The organism is Acetobacter fabarum (assembly GCF_040702925.2).
GTDB lineage: Bacteria > Pseudomonadota > Alphaproteobacteria > Acetobacterales > Acetobacteraceae > Acetobacter > Acetobacter fabarum_B.
In genome coordinates this window covers 63840-78761 of sequence record NZ_JBFCXX020000002.1, presented here as the reverse complement: position 1 = coordinate 78761, position 14922 = coordinate 63840, and the positions used below count along the sequence as shown (strand labels likewise).

Sequence of the window (14922 nt, the reverse complement as noted above, 5' to 3'; positions counted from 1 at the left end):
ACCATGATTGATCCTGTTGCTCACGCGCAAGGTCAATCCAAAGACAAAAAAAATTGGGATCATGACCAAACGTATTTTTTTTCCTTTTCGCACCTTCTGGCTTTTTGCCTTCCTTTTACTCTTTGTGGCTTCGGCCCTTCCCGCCCGGGCGCAGCTTCTGCCCGGTGGCAACAGTTCTATTGGTCTTTTACCCAGTCTGGAAGTTGATAACGAGGCCAATCTGGTTGAAGACCCCGGCCCCCTGTTTTCTGCTCCTTATGGCAAGGACCATTTTTTTGGCAACTGGGGTGGTGCGCAACCCTGGCTGCTCAGCCACGGCATCCATATTCTGGCCGATGTGCATGAGGAACTGGCAGGCAACTTCCGGGGGGGACGCAGGCAGGGCGTGACCAATGCGGGTCAGGTCGGTGTTGAACTGGATGTGGACTGGGGCAAGCTGACCAATACGGACCTGTTCAGGAATCTGTGGACCCATATGATGGTCGTCAACGGCCATGGGCGGAGCCTGAGCAACGATTATATCGGGGACTCCATTGGTGGCGTGCAGCAGATTTATGGCGCACGTGGTAACGTGGTGGCCCACCTTGTCTACCTGTATGCCGAGCACTCGTTTTTCCAAAACCGTGTGGATGTCAGTGCTGGCTGGATCCCGCCGGGCAGCTTTTTTGCCGCTTCCCCCCTGTTCTGCATGTACATGAACGTGGCCATGTGCGGTAACCCCGCCCCCACAAAATACACTGAAGGCTCGCGTGACTGGCCTTCGGGCAATCTTGGTTTTGTGGTGCGCGTGATGCCCACAAGCAATACCTACATCATGGGTGCGCTGTTTGCTGTTTCCCCCCATGCGTTTAACGGCGGCATTTCCGGCTGGGCATGGGCGCAGGATGGTCTGGGCAAGTTCTCCTCCCCCGTGGAAGTGGGCTGGCTGCCCAAATTTGGCAAAGACCACCTGAACGGGCACTACAAGGCCGGTTTTGGCTATGACAATTCCAGCTACCCCGACCTGGTGGATGACATCCATGGCAATGCGTGGATTGAAACCGGAATGCCCAAACGCTACCGCGCAGGCCGTGCCAGCGCATGGGTCATGGCCGACCAGATGCTTATCCGCAATGGCGATGGTCCGACCAACGGCCTGATTGCTCTGGCGGGCTGGATGTGGTCCGACGGGCACACCACCGCCATGTCCCACCATATCTGGGCTGGCATGGTGGAAACCGGGGCCAGATGGGGCCGCCCGATGGATAGCGTGGGGATCATGTACCAGTGGGAGCTGATGAGCCGCGCCTCCACCTTGCAGCAGGAAGCCGCAAGCATGGCCGGTGTTCCCTTCCCCTCCAACCAGTGGGGCAAGGTATGGGGCATTCAGTCGCACGAAAATATTTACGAAGTGTTCTATAACGCCCATGTAGCGCCCGGCATTTCGTTACAGCCGGACTTCCAGTACATCAACCGCCCCGGTGGCAGCACCGTGTTCCACGATGCGGCCGTTATGGGGCTTCAGTTCAACGCGGTTCTGTAATCAGTTCGGAACGACAAACCGCTCCATCGGGCGCAGGCTCAGCATCCTGCCCTGCAGGGGGGTAAACTGCTCCGCGTGGCAGGTCAGCAGTATGACCTGCACACGCGTTGCGGCATCGGACAACACATCAAACAGGGTTTCCAGCCGCTGGGAGTCTGAAAAACTCAGCGCGTCATCCAGCACCAGAATGGCGGGGGCCCCGCGTTTGTGCAGCAGTTCCGCAAATCCGAGCCTGACCAGCACGGCAATCTGTTCGCGTGTGCCATCCGACAGGTCCTTTACCTCCTCTGCGCGCTGGCGGGTCAGGCCGGTCAGGGCGAACTGCGTATCCACCTCCAGTGTCGCGCCACGGAACAGGGCGGAAAAAGCGGGCTGCATGGCCTGCACCAGCGGGGCCAGATACCGCTCGGTCTGTGTGGTTTCGGCCTGAAGCAGCGTGGCCTCCAGCAACGCAAGGGCTGCGCGCTCGCGCTCCCATGCCTCCAGCTCCCCCTGCGTCTGTGCTGCGTGGCGTTCCGCACTGGCAAGCTGCTCATCCAGCCCATCCCCTTCCGCCTGACGGATCCGTGTTTCGCGCTCCATCTGGTCCATGGACAGGCGCGTAATCTGCTCGCGCAGGTGCTCCATAGCCTGTTCGCGGCGGAGAATACCCTGCTCCACCACGCTTAGCGGTTCCTCCTGCTGGCGTATGTGGGCAATCCGGGCCAGTTCGGCCTGTGCGCGCTGCCTGTCCTGCTCGCTGCGGATGGCGCGGGTCAGCAGAGCCGGGTCGGGTTCGCGCTCAACCCACACATCCAGTTCACGCCGGTCGCGCTGGAGCGCCTGCTGCTGCTGTGCAAACTGGGCAAGAGCCTGCTCCAGCCGGGTATGGGCCGTGCGGTGCAGGGTAAGCACTTCCTGCTCCTGCTGGCGGGCGGCTTCCACCGCCATAAGCGCATCCTGCTCCTGCGCACGGGCCTGCTCCACATCCGGCGGAGCGCCTTCATCTTCGGGGCAATCCGCCTGAGCGGTCTGCTCCCTGGCAAAAAGGGCCTCCCGCTCGTTCAGCTTCTGCCGCAATGCGTCCAGAGCAGCGGCAATATCGCTGGGCTGGGGCACACATAAAAGCGCCATACACTCGGCACTGGCCTGCTCCACGTCCCGCTCGGCCTGCCTGCGGGCCTCGTGCTGGCTTTCAGCCTGCTCCACGCCGTGGCATCCGACCTCTTGCAACAGACTATCCAGCGCGCTCTGGGCCGTGGCAAGGGCTGCATGCAGCGCGTCACTCTGCTGGGTTGAGGGGGTTATGGTAAAGCGGCCCACACCATCCACCACCAGTTCGCTCACATCGGTGAGGGACTGGGGACCAACCGGGCAGGGGTTGCCATTCAGCCATACCGTACCGGCTGCATCGGGGAGCAGGGTTGCTTCAAACCGTGTGGCCTGCGCCTGCATGCTGGCCTGTGCCTGATGCACCGCCTGCACGGCCTTGGCCAGACGGCGCATGAAAGCCGCATCCACAGGCATGATGCGCAGGGCCGCCTGTGCTTTTTCCAGCCTTGCACAGGCGGTATTCGCCCGCTCAAACGCAGCACGCTCCTGCGCTATGGCCTGCTGGTTATGCGCCAGCGCAGCCTTGTGCATGACGCGCGACACCATAGTGTGCGCCTGCTGGTGCCGACCTAAGGCGGCTTTAAGGCTGGCCTGTGCTTGAGCCAGTTTCTGGTCTGCCTCCCCCGCAGCAAGGCTGAGCTGGGTGTGCCCACTTTGGGCATCGGCCAGAACCTGCTCCAGCCGGGCAATATCTGCCCGGCGGGTCTGGCGGCGTTCCTGCTCGGCCTGAATATACTGCACGTTCTGCTCGGCTGCACTCAGTTGCGCCTGCGCTGCCTGCTCCTGCGCCACAAGCCCGCGCAACTGCTCACGTGTCTGCCGCAGGGCCACGAGTTTTGCCTCGTCCTGCCTGCGCCGTTCGGGGTTGTTGCATTGGGCCAGCGTGCGCCGGATCTGCTCCAGCGCGCTGATATCCTCCTGCAAAGCCTCCTTGCGGGCCAGAAGGGTGGCGACCTGAGCACGGGCCTGCTCGCCCTCCTCCTGCACCTGCCGCATACGCTGGCTGGTTTTGCCTGTTGCGGTCTGGTACTGGGCCAGCCGTTTGCTTACCAGAGCCAGCATGGCGCTGGCCTCGGCCGTGCCGGTTACGCCCTGTATGTTCTGTTGCAGACAGGCCTGAAGGCTGGCCCGCCCGCCCCCTTGCAGCGCAGGCTGGGCAAAGCTTTCACCCTGCTCCACCAGCAGGGCGTTCCACAGCCCCGCGGCTTCGAACTTGCTGACCTTTTCCAGCTCGAACAGGGCTTGCAGGCGTTCCTCCGCCTCCTCCCCATCAAACCGTTCAGCGCCCAGATCCAGCCGGGCGAGATAGCTGCTGCCAAATTTTTTTTCCAGCCAGCAAGACTGGCCTTTCCATGTAAAGGCCACGCCAATATGGGGTGAACCCCCACCATAAGGCAGCAGGTCCTTGAACGGCTGGGCTTTGGAAGTGTGCCGCAGGGTCAGCGCGGTGCGCAGCGCCTTGAGCACGGTGGATTTACCGGCCTCATTGGGGGCGGCCAGAATATTCAGCCCAGCGCCCAGCCCTTCCACCCGAACGGGGGAGGCAAAACGGCGCACGGCTTCAATCTGGATATCTGTCAGGATCATGGCGTTGCCCTCCGCACTTCACCCCAGAGCAGGAAGAGCCTTTGCAGCGCCTCCTGCGCAACACTGGCTTCAGCCCCACCGGCATTCACCTGTTCCAGCAGGGCAGCGGCAGCCGCACGCACTGGCCCGGATGTACCAAGCATATCCAGATCATCCGCCCCGGCGGCAAGGCCGGGGGCACCACTCAGCCGCAGGCAGGCCAGCGCACTACGCAGGCGGTGGTCGATCAGACTCTCATAAAGCGCCAGATCGTCCACCCCCAGCATGCCGCCAACCTCCAGCCATGCCAGAATGGTATGAGGCTGCTCGGGGGCTATGGCGCGCACGCGGCTTTCCAGCGCATGAATGTCCGCGCTGCTGGTCAGCACCACGTTTTCAAACTTGCTCCATGTAAAGCGGCCTGTTCTGTGCGTGCTCAACCGTGGCGGAGCTGTGGGGCCATCAAACGCCACCACAACGCATTCTCCCCCACCATTACCCCCGGTGCCAAACCGGTCCACCTCCGGCGTGCCCGCGTACACCGTGCGGTCATTGATCCTGTTAAAACCGTGCCAGTCCCCCAGTGCCAGATAGGCGAGCCCCGCCCGGGTGGCCCGGTCAATGGCTATGGGGTTGTTCTGGGCTTCTTCCTCATTCCCGAACCCCACGACCGAGCCGTGGGCAACGCCTATGCGCAAAACCCCTTCAGGGGTAGGGGCATCATCCATGTACGCCGTCAGGTCCGACAGGGTGTGCCGCCGCTGCAAGACGGCAGGCAGCAGCCAGGCATTATGCGCGCCATCCAGTTCAACCGGTGCGGAGGCAAGGTGGAGCTTAACATTGGCTGGCACTGCGTTCTCACGTTGCAGGCGGGTCCATACGCCCTGAGGGGTATGGGCATCGTGGTTACCGGGAATAAGGTGCCAGCTTATATCCGCAAACTGACGCATGCGCTCCATGGGCTGGCGCAATGTATGCCCCGAGGGGGTTTCGTGCTCATACACATCACCTGCGACCAGCACATGGGCAGCCCCTTGCGCCCGTGCGAGCATGCCTATGCGCTCGATCACATTCAGCCGCTCGGCCTGCAGCGCGCCCAAGGCATCATCATCCACAAAGCTGAAGGTCCGGCCTATCTGCCAGTCAGAGGTATGAACAATTTTCATACACACTGTTGTGCCCGCACCACCAGTCACCCGGCAAGATCGAATATGGCATGACGGCCAGCACAGAGCCGCAGCAGGACACTGCGCTATGCGCCTGATCCGCAATTGATTAGGCCCATTATAGTTTGCAGGCTTACTCTTCAGGTCTGCTGCGCGTTGAGCGCAATGCCAGACTATGGGCAGAACTTCCCTTAAACATTATATTTTATTTTAATATGCACCCGACAAGACGGATTCGGGAGCAGTCCCACCTCAGTGGCCACAACAAAAGCAGACCCAGATGACCGCTGAGAAAACAGCTTTCCTACACAGACCGGGATGGAAGGGCTGGTTCCTCCAGCTCCCGCCCTCCGTGTTTTCTCCGGGCTGGTTCCTGTTCTGCCTGCGTACGTGGCTGTCTGCCGTACTGGCACTGAGCGCGGCGTTCTGGCTCCAGCTCTCCTCCCCCGGTACGGCGGCGGTTACGGTCATGATTCTGGCCCAGCCCTTGCGTGGGCAGGTTCTCTCCAAAGCACTGTACCGCCTGGCAGGCACCATTATTGGTGCGTTTGTCGCCCTTTTCCTGACCGCCTGCTTTAATCAGGAACGCGGGGTTTTCCTGGGGGGCGTGGCGCTATGGCTAACATTATGCACCATTATGGGCACGCTGGAGCGCGACTTTCGGGCTTATGCGGCCATGCTCTCGGGCTATACGGTTGCCATTGTCGGGATCAGCTGCATTGATAACCCGGCAGCGATTTTTGACGTCACGCTCAACCGCGTATCCTGCATTGTGGTGGGCATTGCCTCCACCGCCGCGATCAATGACATTTTTGGCTCCCCCACCGCGTTTGAAAAACTGACCGCCAACCTGCGCCGCACATCGGACATGGTGCGCCGCATTGCCAAGGATGCACTGGCTGGCCACAGCATTCCCGACAGCATGACCTGCGCGGGTCTCGCAGGGGAAATTATTGCCCTGACATCGCAGATCTCCTTCGCCAAGACCGAACTGCCCGATGCAAGACTGCGGCTTGCGGGCGCGCGCTCGGCCATGGTGGCCCTGCTGGAAATGCTCTCGTGCAGTCAGGCCATTGCCCTTGTGCTACGCACGGGAGAGGTTTCGGCCACAGTGCTCAGGCACATCCGCGATTCCTTTGGTGATGGCACGCCAGTTGACTCCCCCGCGCAGGCCGTGCGTGATCTGGAAGACCTTGCGCGCGAGGCGCATAAAAACGAACTCAGCCTTGGCCCGACGCTGGATGAAGCCTGGCTGATCGAACGCTCCATGGCCCTGCTGTCCGACACGCGCTGGGCGGTGGATGGCATAGATGCGTTTGAACATGGCCAGCGGGCGCGCACACAGGCCCCCGAACTCAAGATTGAACAGCATGACGACGTCATTGCCGCACTGCTCAACGGCCTGCGCACGCTTATCGGCTTTTCCGTAGCGGCCGGGCTATGCATTATTTCCGATATTCCGGCCACGTATTCAGCGCTGTCGCAGGTGGCCATTATCCTGACCCTTGCCGCCACAACCTACAATGTGCGCGGCTTTGGCATGGGGGCACTGCTGGGCACGCCACTGGCCATTATTGTGGCCGCGGTGCTGAACTTTGGCGTACTTCCCCACGGGGCGGACATGCCTTTTCTGGCCATGGCCATCATTCCCGTTATTTTTGGCGGCTGCCTGCTGCTCATGCACCCTCGAACCGCCACGGTCGGCTTTAACGCCGGGGTGTTCTTTTTTGTTATTCTGGGGGTCGCTGACCAGCAGAATTACGAGCCATCCAGCTTTATTGACCGCAATGTGCTGTATCTGTTCGCCGCGATCCTGATCTTTATTTCACTCGTGCTGCTGCTGCCCCCCTCCGCATCCCGCAGGCGGTTCAGGGTAGGCATTACCATCGGGCACGACCTGCTGCTCCAGTTTGAAGGACATGGTGAGCAGGCAGGTTCCGCACTGATCAGCCGCCACTACGACCGGCTGTGCCGTATTCTGGAATGGAACCGTTACCTGCCCGCCAACAAGGCACGCCAGCGTGTTTTTGCCCGCCTTGCCAGCCTGGATACCCTGAACCTTGAACTGGCCCGCGCACGCCGCCACCTGCAACGCGCCGCCACCATTCCCGCTATCCGGCTGGATGCGGAATCCGCCTACCGCTCCACCATTATCTACAACGTGGATGCCGCTCTGGTGCGTATGCGGCACAAGGCCCGCATTCTGCTCGACCACGCCATAGGCCTGCCCCACGGACAGATGGCCACGGCCCTTGCCGCCGTATCCGCCATGGTGGGCGCAATCCGGCTGCTTGAGCACAACCGCTCCGCCCTGCACCTGTATGACCTGCTGCCCGTGCCGGACCAGCAGTGGAAGGCCCGCTAACATGCAGCTTCAACCTGTTCTGGATATTGGCGGCCTGCTGGTGTCGTCCTTTGTGGTGCATGCGGGGCTGGCCATTGCCACCCTGCTGGCGCTCAACCCGCTTTTGGCGAAGGTGCGCGCCCGCCGTGTGGTGTGGAACCTGCCCTTGGCCGAATTTGGCATTCTGATCTGCCTTGTCGGCCTTTACACCATCCTTCTGTGAAAGAGCTTTTCCACCGTGTTTGAACGCGCGCGCCGCCTCCTGCAATTTGTGACGACCGGCATTATTCTGGCCATTGCGGCCGTGGTCTGCTTTGTCCTGTGGGATTACTATACCGCCGCCCCATGGACCCGTAACGGGCAGGTACGCGTACAGGTGGCCGATATTGCGCCGCGTGTTTCCGGGCAGATCATAGACATCAGGGTGCGCGACAACCAGTTTGTCCATGCAGGCGACGTTCTGTACGATATTGATCCCTTTGACTTCAAGGTGGCTGTGGCCTCCGCCACCGCTCTGGTTAATGAGCGGCAGGCGGACATGGTGCTCAGGACCGCGCAGGAAAACCGGCGCAACAACCTGACCGACGCAGCTGCCTCCCGCGAGGAAAAACAGGTGTTTCAGGCTACGGCGGAAGTTGCCAGAGCGCAGTATGCCTCGGCCATGGCGGCTCTTTCGCAGGCCAATATCAACCTTGACCGAACCCATGTGCGCAGCACCGTAACCGGTTACGTCAACAACCTGATCATGCGTGTGGGGGACTATGCCACCGCGGCCAAGGCGAACGTTCAGGTCATTGATGCCTCCTCCTACTGGGTGGACGGATATTTTGAGGAAACCAAAATCCGCTCCATCCATATCGGTGACCGCGCCCGGCTGGACCTTATGGGCTACCGCCAGCCCATGTGGGGGCATATCACCAGCATTACACGCGGGATTGCCACCCCCAATGCAACGCCTTCCACACAGGGCCTGCCATCGGTGGACCCGGTCTATACATGGGTGCGGCTGGCGCAGCGTATTCCCGTTCGGGTACAGATCGACAGCATTCCCCCCGGCACCCAGCTTGCCGCGGGCATGACCACCACAGTCACCATTGTTGGCAGCAAGGGCAAACGCGCCCATGATTCGCTGGCCGAAGCACTGGACAGGCTGCATGACGCCCTGATGGGCGGCACAGGCGGGAACGGCGCCCGGCATTAGGATAGAGTATGGACGCCCGCCCCCCATGCTGGCACAAACGCAGGCATGCACCATTCCCCTGCCCTGCCCCGCCGTACCGCCGTGTTCTGCGCCCTCGCCCTGTGCCTGAGCGCGGGCGCACAGGCGCGGCCCCTACCCGGCCAACGCGTACAGGTCAGTGCTCCCTGCCTGAGCAGCCTGCATGTTGTAACCGACAGCACCCTGTCTGACGGAGTGGACATTCCGGGGGCATGGCCCACTGGCCTGCAAAGCGCCACCGCAGCGGATGGCACCATAACGCTGACACAGACGGGCTGCACCAGCGGGCAGAACCTTGCACTGCACACACCATCGGCCATGCCGCTGGCCATAGACAGCCCGCAGGCGACCCGTATTGTCATTGATGACCGTAAAGGCTCCATGTCCATCCAGTCCGGTTCGGGGGGTATTGAGCTGGGCCTGACCGGACCGATTGATCTGGCATCGGACTCCTCGGGGCCTATCCGCATTGACACACTGGCAGGCCCGGCGCGCCTGCGCTCCACCACCTCCGCCCCCATTACCATCCGCCAGATCAAGGCTCCGGCTCTGGCCGTCTATCTTGCTGGCACAGCCAGCCTGAGTGCGCCTGCGGGAACACTCAAGGCGCTGGACATCACCAACGCTGGCAAGGGGAATGCCAGTTTTGGCGGCACAACGGATGTTGCGGCCCTGCATGTGCTGGGGAGTGGCAACATCAGTGTCCACAAAGCCACCGGCATCGTGGCAACGGAGCGCGATGGCAAAGGGCGGATTGACATCAACTTACCCGATGCCTCCCCCACGCAGCAGAACTAGCACGGCCGGGTAGACACACACCTGACTACCCCGCAAAGCCAGAGGAGCCCTGCCGGTGTCTTTCAGTCGGCTGTTCATCATGCGCCCCGTTGGCACAACCCTTATGGCGGTTGCCTTTATGGTGGCGGGTCTTTTTGCCTACCGCGCCATGCCGGTGGCGGACCTGCCCAATATTTCCGTGCCGGTCATTTACGTTATCGCCACGCAGCCCGGCAGTTCACCCCAGCAACTCGCCAGTGCAGTCACTACCCCGCTGGAACGCAGGCTTGGCCAGATTGCAGGCGTCAGCAGCATGCGCTCGGACACAACGGATTCCAGCGCGTTCATCCTGCTGTTCTTTGACAATAACCGAGACATCAATGGTGCCGCGCGGGACGTGGAGGCCGCCCTGCGTGCGGCAAGGGCGGACATGCCCCACACGCTGCTCGACCAGCCCCAGTATTACAAGGCCAATCCATCGGATAGCCCGATCATGATTGCGGCCCTTACATCGGCCACACGCAATGCCACCGCCCTGCGGGATCTGGGGGAAACACACCTCAAACCCATGCTGGCCGGGGTCAAGGGGGTTGGCTGGGTGGATGTGGTGGGTTCGGACAAGCCCGCCATCCGTGTGGAGATCAACCCCCAGCTTCTCTACCAGTACGGGATCGGGTTTGAGGATGTACGCTCAGCTCTGGCCTCGGCCAACGCCAATACGCCCAAGGGGTTCATAGAAACCGGAGGCCAGCGGCTGACGCTCCAGACCAATGATCAGGCCCACACCCCCGAACAGTACCGTGATCTGGTAATCGGTTACCGCAATAACCGGCCCGTGCGGCTGAGCAGCGTGGCGACCGTGCGCTCCGGCCCGCAGAATGAGCGCACGGCCGGGTGGTACAACAGGCAGCCCGCCGTGCTGGCCATTATCCGCGCACAGCCGGGCACCAATGTTATTGAAGTCACCGACGCCATTCGCACGCGCGCGGCCCTCCTGCGCAATGCCCTGCCTGCGGATGTTGCCTTTACGCTGGTCTCGGACCGTTCCATTTCCATCCGTGGCGCTCTGGAGGACACGCAGGAAACCCTGCTCGGTTCCGTCCTGTTGGTGGTGCTGGTGGTGCTGGCGTTTCTGCGGAGCTGGCGCTCCACCTTTATTCCCGCCGTGACAGTGCCGGTCTCGCTCGCGGGGTCTCTGGCCTTCATGCACCTGCTGGGCTTCTCGCTCGACACGCTCTCCCTCATGGCGCTGACCATCGCCACCGGCTTTGTGGTGGATGACGCCATTGTGGTGGTGGAAAATATTGCCCGCCACATGGAAGAAGGCATGGAGCGCATGCAGGCTACCCTGCTCGGTGCGCAGGAAATCGGTTTTACCATTCTGTCCATCACCATTTCCCTGATTGCGGTTTTTCTGCCCCTGCTGCTGATGGGAGGCATTGCGGGCAAGATTTTTTTTGAATTCGCCATGACCCTGACCATCGCCGTCTCGGTCTCGTTCTTTCTGGCGGTCTCGCTCACGCCCATGATGTGCGCACGGTTTCTGGACGTGCATCCCGGCCCGCAGACTCCCGTGCAGGCATCCTCCAACCCGTTCGTGCGGGGAGCCCACCTGCTGGCCGATGCCACGGACCTCGCCATGGCATGGATGATACGGCTCTATCGCTCCACGCTGGACGTTGCCCTGCGTCACCCGTGGCTGACGCTGCTTTCGCTCCCGCTCAGCTTTATGGCCACCATCGGGCTGATCTTCATCATCCCCAAAACCGTTCTGCCCGCAGAAGATATAGCCTTTTTACAAGGGTATCTGAGCGTGGACCAGACGTCCTCCTTTTCTGCCATGTCCACCAAGACCCGTAAGGTGCTTGATGCCATGCAGGCCGCTCCGGGGGTGGAAGGCGTGCTCGGCTTTACGGGCGAAGATGCCGCGAACGAAGCGGAGGTCTATGCCCAGCTCAAGCCCAAAAACCAGCGTACGCAAACGCCAGAAGCCATTGCCAACACCATACAGCAGAGCGTGCGCGCCATACCGGGGCTTACGGCCAGCATTTCCAACGCGGGCGATATTAACGGCGGAGGCCAGCGTGTGCATGAAGGTGCTTACAGTTTTGTCTTCCGCAGCGAAAACGAAGCCGATATTGACCAGTGGGTGCCCCGCATAACCGAAGCCCTGCGCAACAGTGCGGTCTTAAGCGGGGTCAGCAGCCATACGGTTGGGCATGGCATGGCGCTGCATGTGCGGATCAACCGGGACAATGCCGCCCGCTACCAGATTACCCCCCAGCTTATTGGCAATGCCCTTTACGATGCATATGGCCAGCGCACGGCATCCAGCATTTCCACCCCGCTCACCACTTATTACGTGATCATGGAGGTGCAAAAGCAGTTCCGTGACAACCCGGAAATGCTGAAAACCCTGTGGGTATCCGCCGCAGGTGGCACGGCGTCGGGGGCTGTGGCCTCCAACACCATACGGGTCCGCAAACCAGCCGACGCCCCTGCCGCACGCAGCGACAGCCTTTCCGAGCAGTCCTTCCGCAACGCCATCGCCAACCGGCTGGCAGGGGGGGGGGCCGGGGCTTCCAGTGGTTCCGCCGTTTCCGCGGTATCCGAGACTATGGTGCCCCTGCCCACGGTTGCCCGCATAGCCAGCGCCCCCACTCCACTACAGGTCAGCCACGAAAACGGTTTTGTCTCTGGTGCGCTCTCCTTCGACCTTGCAGCCGGTCACTCGCTGAGCGAGGCCGAGGCCGAAATTCGCCAGACCATGCGTAATCTGCATGCCCCCGAAAGCCTGAAAGGTGATTTTTCGGGCGAGGCAGGAGATCTGCACAAGGATCTGGTGAACGAAGCTCTGGTGTTTGTCGCAGCCATCGCCACCATGTACATCACGCTGGGTATTCTGTACGAAAGCTACATTCAGCCGCTGACCATTCTTTCCACCCTGCCCTCGGCCGCCTTTGGGGCCGTACTCATGCTCTGGCTATGCGGGCAGCCGTTCTCGCTGATCAGCATGATCGCGGTCATCATGCTGGTCGGCATTGTGAAAAAGAACGCCATCTTGATGATCGACTTTGCCCTGCATGCCGAGCGGACCCGGAACCTCCCGCCGCATGAGGCCATCAGAACGGCCTGCCTGACCCGCTTCCGCCCCATTCTCATGACCACCATGGCCGCCGCCTTTGCCGCCATCCCCATGGTTGCAGGGCACGGCTATGGGGCGGAATTGCGCCTGCCCCTCGGGGTCGCCATTCTGGGTGGTCTGGCCACCAGCCAGTTGCTCACCCTGTATTCCACGCCTGTTGTGTATCTGCTCATGCACCGGCTGGCAGCCTTTGCACGCAAAGCTGCTGCGTGGCTCCGGTTCAAACTGGCAGGGCGGGCAGGCACACGCCCCAAGACTGCGCCATAACACGGCGGACTTGCATGGCCTTTCTGCTCAAAAGCTTTTAAAACACCGTTCGCACAATCGTTTTACCAAGGAAATTCCCGTTATGTCCGATGCAATGCCTGACCGCCTTTCCGTCAACCCCAACAGCGCGTTCTATAACGAAGCCCTGCTTGAACGCGGCGTTGGCGTGCGGTTCAAAGGCGTGGAAAAAACCAATGTTGAAGAATACTGCGTCAGCGAAGGCTGGGTGCGGATCGCTGTTGGCAAAACAGTGGACCGCCATGGAAACCCCCTGACCATGAAGCTGAATGGCCCGGTTGAAGTCTGGCTTAAGGACTGACCTGCCTTCAGCACATGGCACACTGACAATTAAATACTTTATTTAATTGTCAGTGTTTGGAATAGTGTCACACACCATTTCAGGGCAGACCAGAAGGAACACCATGCCATGACCCAGACAGCCCCGCGCACGGAAGCCGATATCCGGCACACTCTTGTTATTGTTGGCGGTGGGTCCGCTGGCATTGCGGTTGCAGCCCGCCTGCTACGCGAACGTCCTACACTGGATGTCGCCATTATTGACCCCGCCACAACCCACGCCTACCAACCCGGCTGGACACTGGTTGGCGCCGGGGCCATGAAGCTGCGTGACACACTGGAACAGGAAGGGGGTCTTATTCCCAAAGGCTGCACCTGGCTGCGGGCTGCCGTGAGCACCTTTGAACCCGAGAGCAACACCCTGACCCTGACGGACGGACGCACCGTCGCCTATGGCCGCATGGTTGTCTGCCCGGGCCTGCAGCTTGACTGGGACAAGATTGAAGGCCTGAGCGAAACACTGGGCCGTAATGGCGTGTGCTCCAACTATTCCAAAGATACGGTGGAATATACCTGGACCTGCATCCAGTCCATGGCCGGGGGTACAGCCCTGTTTACCCAGCCGCCCATGCCGATCAAATGCGCGGGGGCTCCGCAAAAAATTGCCTATCTTGCCGCCGATCACTGGCGCAAGCTGGGGACACTGAACCGTACCAATGTAGATTTCTGCCTTGCGGGCGATGTCCTGTTTGGCGTGCCCTATTTCCGCCCAGCCCTGCAGCAGGCCGTGGATTATTACGGCATCAACCTCCATTACAAACAGAATCTGATTGCCGTGAACGGCCCCGAACGCAAGGCAACTTTTGCAGTCACAGACCCCGATGGCAAAGTCACCAAAATTGTGCGGGAGTTTGACATGCTCCACGTAACCCCGCCCCAGAGTGCTCCTGACTTCGTTAAAAAAAGCCCGCTGGCCGATGCCGCTGGCTGGCTGGATGTCAACGCGACAACGCTCCAGCACGCCCAATATCCTTTCATCTTTGGTATTGGGGATGTCACGAACACCTCCAACGCCAAAACCATGGCCGCCGCACGCGCGCAAGCCCCTGTGGTCGTCAGCAATGTTCTGGCGTCTCTGGATGGTCGCCCACTGAGCGCGCAATATGACGGATACGGCGCATGCCCGCTGACCGTGGCTTACGGTAAGATCGTGCTGGCTGAATTCCTGTACGGTGGCAAGCCTGCTCCGAGCTTCCCCTACGACCAGCGTAAGCCCAGCCGGTTTGCATGGTTCCTCAAAACCACTGTATTCCCCCATGTTTACTGGGACATGATGCTCAAGGGCCGCGACATTGAAATGCCGCACCACCCGGAATGGTCCAGGGACTGATACGCATCACCCCCTGCCGTACCGGGTTCAACCCGTGCGGCAGGGGGTGTGAATAAGCCCATAAAAAAACCTCCCCGTAACCGGGGAGGTTTTTTTATGCTCAGGGACAACTGCCATATGTGGCCGAAGTGCCTCTG

General features: G+C 60.9%; 10 protein-coding genes. 8 read left to right on the top strand and 2 right to left on the bottom strand.

What is annotated here, in order from left to right; translation table 11 throughout:
* Positions 1 to 61: 61 nt before the first annotated feature.
* On the top strand, positions 62 to 1522 hold the full coding sequence (locus AB2L51_RS02720; protein ID WP_395581389.1) for a carbohydrate porin: 1461 nt from the start codon (positions 62 to 64) through the stop codon (positions 1520 to 1522).
* On the opposite strand, the gene AB2L51_RS02715 is transcribed toward AB2L51_RS02720, so the two are convergent.
* Positions 1523 to 4201, bottom strand: coding sequence for an AAA family ATPase (locus AB2L51_RS02715; RefSeq protein ID WP_395581390.1), 2679 nt, complete (start codon positions 4199 to 4201; stop codon positions 1523 to 1525). It abuts the gene before it with no gap.
* Complete coding sequence (locus AB2L51_RS02710) at positions 4198 to 5346, bottom strand: metallophosphoesterase family protein (protein WP_395581391.1); 1149 nt, start codon at positions 5344 to 5346, stop codon at positions 4198 to 4200. The genes AB2L51_RS02715 and AB2L51_RS02710 overlap by 4 nt, the downstream gene beginning before the upstream one ends.
* Before the next feature lie 280 nt (positions 5347 to 5626).
* Between AB2L51_RS02710 and AB2L51_RS02705 the strand changes: the two genes are divergently transcribed.
* From AB2L51_RS02705 to AB2L51_RS02675, 7 genes are all read left to right on the top strand, one after another.
* A complete protein-coding gene (locus AB2L51_RS02705) occupies positions 5627 to 7711 on the top strand; it encodes an FUSC family protein (RefSeq protein WP_395581392.1) in 2085 nt (694 codons plus the stop codon).
* A gap of 1 nt (position 7712) precedes the next feature.
* Positions 7713 to 7913, top strand: coding sequence for a DUF1656 domain-containing protein (locus AB2L51_RS02700; protein WP_395581393.1), 201 nt, complete (start codon positions 7713 to 7715; stop codon positions 7911 to 7913).
* 15 nt (positions 7914 to 7928) lie between these two features.
* Positions 7929 to 8891 (top strand): HlyD family secretion protein, encoded by a 963-nt coding sequence (locus AB2L51_RS02695; protein WP_395581394.1) that lies wholly within the window; start codon positions 7929 to 7931, stop codon positions 8889 to 8891.
* A 45-nt stretch (positions 8892 to 8936) separates the two neighbouring features.
* A complete protein-coding gene (locus tag AB2L51_RS02690; protein ID WP_395581395.1) occupies positions 8937 to 9707 on the top strand; it encodes a DUF4097 family beta strand repeat-containing protein in 771 nt (256 codons plus the stop codon).
* Between the two features lie 55 nt (positions 9708 to 9762).
* On the top strand, positions 9763 to 13098 hold the full coding sequence (locus AB2L51_RS02685; RefSeq protein WP_395581396.1) for an efflux RND transporter permease subunit: 3336 nt from the start codon (positions 9763 to 9765) through the stop codon (positions 13096 to 13098).
* An 82-nt stretch (positions 13099 to 13180) separates the two neighbouring features.
* The gene (locus AB2L51_RS02680) at positions 13181 to 13417 is read left to right on the top strand and encodes a DUF3297 family protein (RefSeq protein ID WP_166112634.1); all 237 of its coding nucleotides are present in this window, start codon (positions 13181 to 13183) and stop codon (positions 13415 to 13417) included.
* A gap of 108 nt (positions 13418 to 13525) precedes the next feature.
* Positions 13526 to 14785, top strand: coding sequence for an NAD(P)/FAD-dependent oxidoreductase (locus AB2L51_RS02675; RefSeq protein ID WP_395581397.1), 1260 nt, complete (start codon positions 13526 to 13528; stop codon positions 14783 to 14785).
* Positions 14786 to 14922 lie beyond the last annotated feature (137 nt).